This is a genomic window from Paenalcaligenes sp., from assembly GCF_030152715.1.
Taxonomy (GTDB): Bacteria; Pseudomonadota; Gammaproteobacteria; order Burkholderiales; family Burkholderiaceae_B; genus Paenalcaligenes; species Paenalcaligenes hermetiae.
In genome coordinates, this window is sequence record NZ_JASLIX010000140.1 from 1 (window position 1) to 5,966 (window position 5,966).

At 62.5% G+C, this 5,966-nt stretch carries 5 protein-coding genes; 1 reads left to right on the top strand and 4 read right to left on the bottom strand.

The genetic code is table 11. The features are described 5' to 3' along the window. Positions 1–762: aldehyde dehydrogenase family protein (locus tag Q1V74_RS11145; RefSeq protein WP_300648954.1), on the bottom strand; the 762-nt coding region annotated here is incomplete at its 3' end. A gap of 126 nt (positions 763–888) precedes the next feature. Here Q1V74_RS11145 and Q1V74_RS11150 point away from each other — a divergent pair. Next, complete coding sequence (locus Q1V74_RS11150; protein ID WP_300648956.1) at positions 889–1,053, top strand: hypothetical protein; 165 nt, start codon at positions 889–891, stop codon at positions 1,051–1,053. Here Q1V74_RS11150 and Q1V74_RS11155 read toward each other — a convergent pair. The 3 genes from Q1V74_RS11155 to Q1V74_RS11165 all read right to left on the bottom strand — a co-directional run bounded on the left by Q1V74_RS11155 (position 1,050) and on the right by Q1V74_RS11165 (position 5,719). Next, on the bottom strand, positions 1,050–3,761 hold the full coding sequence (locus tag Q1V74_RS11155) for an exonuclease domain-containing protein (RefSeq protein WP_300648958.1): 2,712 nt from the start codon (positions 3,759–3,761) through the stop codon (positions 1,050–1,052). The two genes, Q1V74_RS11150 and Q1V74_RS11155, sit on opposite strands and share 4 nt — an antisense overlap. Positions 3,762–3,833: 72 nt before the next feature. Continuing rightward, positions 3,834–4,043, bottom strand: a complete 210-nt coding sequence (locus tag Q1V74_RS11160; RefSeq protein WP_015381947.1) for a hypothetical protein — start codon at positions 4,041–4,043, stop codon at positions 3,834–3,836. Continuing rightward, positions 4,040–5,719: a nitrite/sulfite reductase gene (locus tag Q1V74_RS11165; protein WP_300648960.1), complete on the bottom strand. Its 1,680-nt coding sequence runs from the start codon at positions 5,717–5,719 to the stop codon at positions 4,040–4,042. Before Q1V74_RS11165 ends, Q1V74_RS11160 begins: the two co-directional genes overlap by 4 nt. Positions 5,720–5,966: the final 247 nt, after the last annotated feature.

A 5,966-nucleotide genomic window follows, 5' to 3' on the forward strand; every position in this document is an offset into this window, starting at 1 on the left:
CTTGGTGAACTGCTCCAGCACCCAGTCCAGGTTCTCATCGTCGAGCACGATGAAGGGGTCGTTGCCGCCCAGCTCCAGCAGGGACTTCTTGTAGTGCTCGCCGGCGGTCTTCGCCACGGCGGCACCAGCCTGCTCGGATCCGGTGAGGGACACACCCGCCACACGCTTATCCGCCACAAAGGCATCCATCTGGGAGCCGGAGGCGTACACGTTGATGAAAGCATCCTTCGGCAGCCCGGCCTGCTCCAGCAGGTCCTGGCAGGCCTGGGAGGACAGCGGGCAGATGGATGCGTGCTTCAGGACCAGGGTGTTGCCCAGCAGCAGGTTCGGCGCTGCCCAGCGGGCGACCTGGTAGTAGGGGAAATTCCACGGCATAATGCCCAGAATCACGCCCAGGGGCTCCTTGCGCACCCAGGTCTGCTGCGCGCCCTGCTGGGAAAGCTGCTCATCTGCCATGAGCTCGTGGGCATGCTCGGCGTACCAGGTGAAAATGTCCGAAACGATGTCGATCTCCGCCTCGGCCCAACGGGTCAGCTTGCCCATCTCGCGCCCGATGTGTTCAGCCAGCTGCTCCTTGTTCTCCTGGAACAGCTTCGAGGTCTTCCGCAGGACGTCCGCGCGCTGCGCGATCGGAGTCTGACGCCACTGCTCGCCTGCAGCGGTGGCGCGATCCAGAATTGCATCGCGGTCGGCATCATTGATGCGGTTGAACTGCTCTTCTTCTTGGCCAGTACTTGGATTCTGCAATGCAAAAGTGCTCATGACCCATGCCTACCAGAGGTCTCGGGCAGTGTCAGTGACCAAAGACAAGAACCCCGGCCCGCGGTTCAGCACCTCGGGGCCGGGGTTTCGCTATGTGCCCAGCGCTTTGGCTTAGGCCAGCAGGCCGTGGAATTTCACCGAAAACTCGCGACGGCACTCGCGGCATTGGCAGGAATTATCCGTTTCCGTGGTCGGAAACAGGTTCTCCCCCATGCAGTAGGGGCAGAAGTTCACGGTCGCACGTCGACCGTTGCTGTGCCCGGGCTTCCGAACTCTGCCCCCCAGCGCTAGAGCCAGAGGTCTTCGAGTAGTTGGACAGCAAAGCCATCCTGCCGGGCACGGAAGCGACTAAGGATACGGCGGTTCGCTCCGTTATCCCCCAGCCCCAAGGCTCGAGAAATCACAGAGCGCAGGGCTTCGTCATCGCCTTCCGGATCTTCACCCACGTGTTCAGCGAGCGCGGCTAACCCCTCGGTTCCTTGTTGTGGCCGGGCGCGCTCCAGGGAGAAGTATTCGCCCTCGTGGAAGTCCAGCCAAACCCGCTCTCCCTCACCGATCCCCTGATGCTCCAGCAAACGTCGAATGGTTCCCAGGGTGTTACTGGTTGGCCCCCAGGTCACTCGCTGCGTACCAATCTCACTGGGCAGTTCGGCCGACTCGTTATATTTCAACCCCAGCATATGGATCACTCCGCCGGGAACCCCACTGCCGGAGCCACGGAGGTGATCACTGGTTACGGTGATCAGCAACTTCCACCTGCCATCACGCCAATACATGCCGCGAGAATCCTCCGGCGTGGAGGTCATTTCCGGTGCCGCCGAACGCCACTTGACGATTCCATCAACCAACTCGAACTGGCCGGTTGATGCATAGGTCCGCACCGAATTTTCCGCGACGTCAAATTTGGCGGGTAGTTCTGTCAGCAAGGCGGTCAGCGGGACCCCCTCATCTCCCGCGTCAGTCGCGGCGACGAGACGGCGCTCAATAAGTTTCGCCAGCGTGCTGTACTCCTCATACCCCCACTCCGACAGCGCCCACTTAGTCGCACTGACCCTCACGATCCTCTCGGAAGCGTTCAGGGAATTCGCCAAGGAACGATTCGTCCTCCCCTGTCCAATCGCCTCATACAACGAATCGAGATCTTGCGGCTCGCCACGGATGGAGAGAACCCCCGCCCCAAGGGCAGGGAGCGAACGAGTTTCGGTGAGCACATGCCCCTCGAACAATCGATACCCACAGTGATCGAGCCATTCACGCAGGTCAGCGGGGCTGAGCGCCGTGCGCTCCTCCACCCAGTCCAACGGGACCACCCCATAGTCATCGCTGCCCTGCTTGAGTAGATTTTCGGTCCGCTCCCGAGCCACCTTCAGAGATGGGAAGCACACCCAGTCCTCTTCAATGGCGAAGGAACCATCTACCGCATCGATAATCTCGGCGAGGCGTAGGCCCCAACCGGGAACCTCCTCTCGCAGCTCTGGGAGCTGTTCGACGATCCCCCCGATGCGCGCCACCGGGAAAGCATGGGCTGCCATCGCCTCCCGAAGCTCAGCCACTGCCCCGCGATTGGCCAGTTCCTCCAGGCGACTCGCAAGTGGTCTCTGTAGCTGGCGTACGCGTTCGCGGGTCAAGCCCAATTCTTTACCGAGCGTATCTAGGGTGGCCGGCGAGGTAGTGCCCAGCCTCTTCCGGGCGATGAGCTGTTCACGTGCGTCCAAACCGGCATAAAAGCCCGCCAGCGCGGAAGACGCTGTCCCCCGCACCTGGAGTTTGACCTGCTGATAGTCCCCCTCCGGGTCGGTTAGCTGAGCCAAAACGTCGGCAGCTCGGCCACTGAGCATCCCGTTGGCCGAGTCCGGTAGCAGAGCCTTATCCAGGCCGCGGTGTTGATTAGCGATCAGCCCCAGGGCATCCTGCGCAAGATTCAGTGCTGCCAGTAGCGACTCGCGACTGGGCTCCTCGTAAAAGACTTCCGCCGCGGAATCAGAGCTTCCCGAGTAGAAATCATCCATATAAGCGCTTTCTCCTTCCGGGGCATAGTCCGGTGTCTCGACCTCGGGCGGATTAGGCACCGTTGCTTCGGGAGTTATCCGCTCCTCCTCATCACTGATGCCCGCCAGCAGCACAGAAAACTCCTGCTCGGTCAGGATTGGAATTTCATAGCGCCGTGCCTTCTTCGCCTTGCCGCTCAAGGAGTCCACGTCGGCGGCAACCAGCACCCGAGTGTTCTTCGTCAAGGACCCCGGAATGAGCCCGTGCTCTCGGATCTCTTTCTCCCACTCGGATCGAGGCCTATTCATCTCCCCGGTCAAGGTCACCCGGTCACCCGGACGCAGTTCCAACGGTTGGGCCTCCTCAGTGGCGGCCTGCTCCTGTTCGTGATGAGCTGCCTCTGCTGCCTCGCGAGTCAACGGCACAGCCGAATCGGCGGCCAACTGGCTCAGCGGGCGGGCGTCGATGGTGATAGACGCAGCCCCGGGGAGCGTCACTCCGTTCCGAAGGAAGTATTGGACAAGCTCCGCCGTGGCCTCGGCATCCGCCAGGGCGGTGTGAGCGTCCCGGTTGCTGATACCCACGCGGGTGAGCACATCCCCCAGTTTGCTGGGCATGCCGGGCAAAAGCCGCTTAGAAAGCTCCATGGTGCAGACATACCCGGGGATGGTTTCCTCCGGAGCCAGGCCCGCGCGGGCCAATTCCTGCGAGAGCATCCGGGCGTCGAAGCGCGCGTTGTGGGCGACCAGCACCCGGCCGTCTAAGAGGCCGAAGAGTTCGCGCGCGATCTGGGCGAAAGCCGGCGCGTCTTTCACGTGTCGACCATAGACCCCATGGATCGAACTATTGGGAATATCGCGGTCCGGGTTGATCAGACTGGACCAGCTGCCCTCCACCTCGCCGGTGGCAGAAAGTAGGACGACCCCGATTTCCAGCACGCGGTGGGCGGTACTGAAACCGGTGGTCTCGACGTCGAGAACGGCAAATCCTGGGCTTCCGAGCTCATGCATGTCGCTTATCCTACTGTGAGCTGCGTCCCGGCTAGCCATATTCCACACGCCGGCCGAGCAGAGGATACCTGCTTAGGCCAGCAGGCCGTGGAATTTCACCGAAAACTCACGACGGCACTCGCGGCATTGCCAGGAATTATCCGTTTCCGTGGTCGGAAAAAGATTCTCCCCCATGCAGTAGGGGCAGAAGTTCACGGTCGCGCGCCGACCATTGCTATGCCCGGACTTCCCACCGATCGCTTGGTTCACCGGCGGCAGGGAATCAGTATCTGGAACACTCATCGCAGTGCCTCCTCCTCAGCGCGGGCGACCCAGGCGCTGAACTCCTCGCCAGCCTCGCGCTGCTCCTTGAAGTTCTCAACGACGCGGACCACGTAGTCGCCGACGTCCTCAGAGAACACGTTGTTGCCGCGCAGCTTGCGGCCGAAGCCCGGCTCCAGGCCGACCTTGCCGCCCAGGTGCACCTGAAATCCCTCAACGCGGTTGCCGTCCTCGTCGGTCAGCACCTTGCCGGATAGACCGATGTCCGCGACCTGGGAACGGGCGCAGGAGTTTGGGCAGCCGTTCAGGGAGATCTTCAGCGGGACGTCGAGGTCACCGACCCGCTCCTCCAGCTCGTCGACCAGCTGAATGGCACGCTGCTTCGTCACGACGTGCGCGAGCTTGCAGAACTCCAGGCCGGTGCAGCTGATGATGTCTCGGCGGAAGGCCGAAGGCTTCGCAGACAGGCCCTCCTTCTCCAACTCGGCGGCGAGCTTGTCTGCATTCTCCGGGGTCAGATCCAGGAAGAGCAGCTCCTTATCGGGGGTCGTGCGCAGGCGCGTGGAGCCATAGGACTCGGCGAGCTCCGCGAGGCGCTGCAGCTGAGCGCCGTCGGTGTGCCCCACCGTGGGCTTCACCCCCAGGTAGACCTTGCCGTCCCGCTGCTCGTGGATGCCGATGTGGTCGCGGTAGCCGGGGTACTCCCCCGGGTCCGGGCCGTCGACGAGCTTGCGGCCGAGGTAGTCCTCCTCCAGCACCTTGCGGAACTTCTCGACACCCCAGTCGGCGACGAGGAACTTCAGGCGCGCGCGGTTGCGGACCTTGCGGTAGCCATAGTCGCGGAAGATGCGGACCACGCCGGCCCACACCTCCGGGACCTCTTCCAGAGGTACCCAGGCACCGAGGCGCTGAGAGAGCATCGGGTTGGGGGACAGCCCGCCGCCGACCCCGACGTCAAAGCCGGGGCCGTGCTCCGGGTGGTTCGAGCCGATAAACGCCAGGTCCTGGATCTCGTGGGTGACGTCCTGACGGGAGTTACCACTGATCGCGGATTTGAACTTGCGTGGCAGGTTGTCGAACTCGCCGCTGGTAAGTAGTTCTTCCTTGATGGTGTGAATGGCCGGGGTTGCGTCGATAATCTCGTCGGCAGCGATACCGGCGACCGGGGAGCCCAGGATGACGCGGGGCACGTCGCCGCAGCCGAAGTTGGTGTCCAGCCCGACGGCCTCGAGCTTGTCCCAGATGGTCGGGACGTCCTCGATGCGGATCCAGTGCAGCTGGACGTTCTGGCGGTCGGTGAAGTCCGCAGTATCGCGGGCGTAGTCGCTAGAAATCTCGCCGATGACGCGCAGCTGCTCGCTGCTGACCAGTCCGCCGTCGAGGCGGATGCGCATCATGAAGTAATTATCCTGCAGCTCTTCGGTACTCAGCGTGGAGGTGGCCACGCCGTCGAGGCCGGGGCGGCGCTGGGTGTACAGGCCGACCCACTTGAAGCGGGGCGCGAGGTCCTCCTTCGGGATGGACTCGAAGCCCTGCTTCGCGTAGGTCTCGCGAATGCGGTCGATGACGCCGAGGCCGGCGTCTTCTTGCTTAATCTTCTCGTCGTCGTTGAGCGGAGTAGTGCCGTCGACGAGCCACTGGCCTTGCGGCCGGGGCTTACGCTTCGGCCTCGGTCGGGTGGTGGTAGTTGCAGTCATGGTGAATTTCTCCAGTTGATCGTGCGTTGCGGCGGTCTTGTCTGGATCCGCAGGACGGGCTGCAGATCAACCTACACTAGACAGACCGTGCGGTCTATAACTGGACACACTAAACCGCCGAGGCGCCAGGTTGCAAGCAATTTCAGCAAAGCCAATTGCGTTAACTAGACAATGCTGTCTACACTCTGTTGTGATCCACCCCCCAGAATCTCGCAATCCCCTCACGGTGGGATTAGCTTGGTGGGTG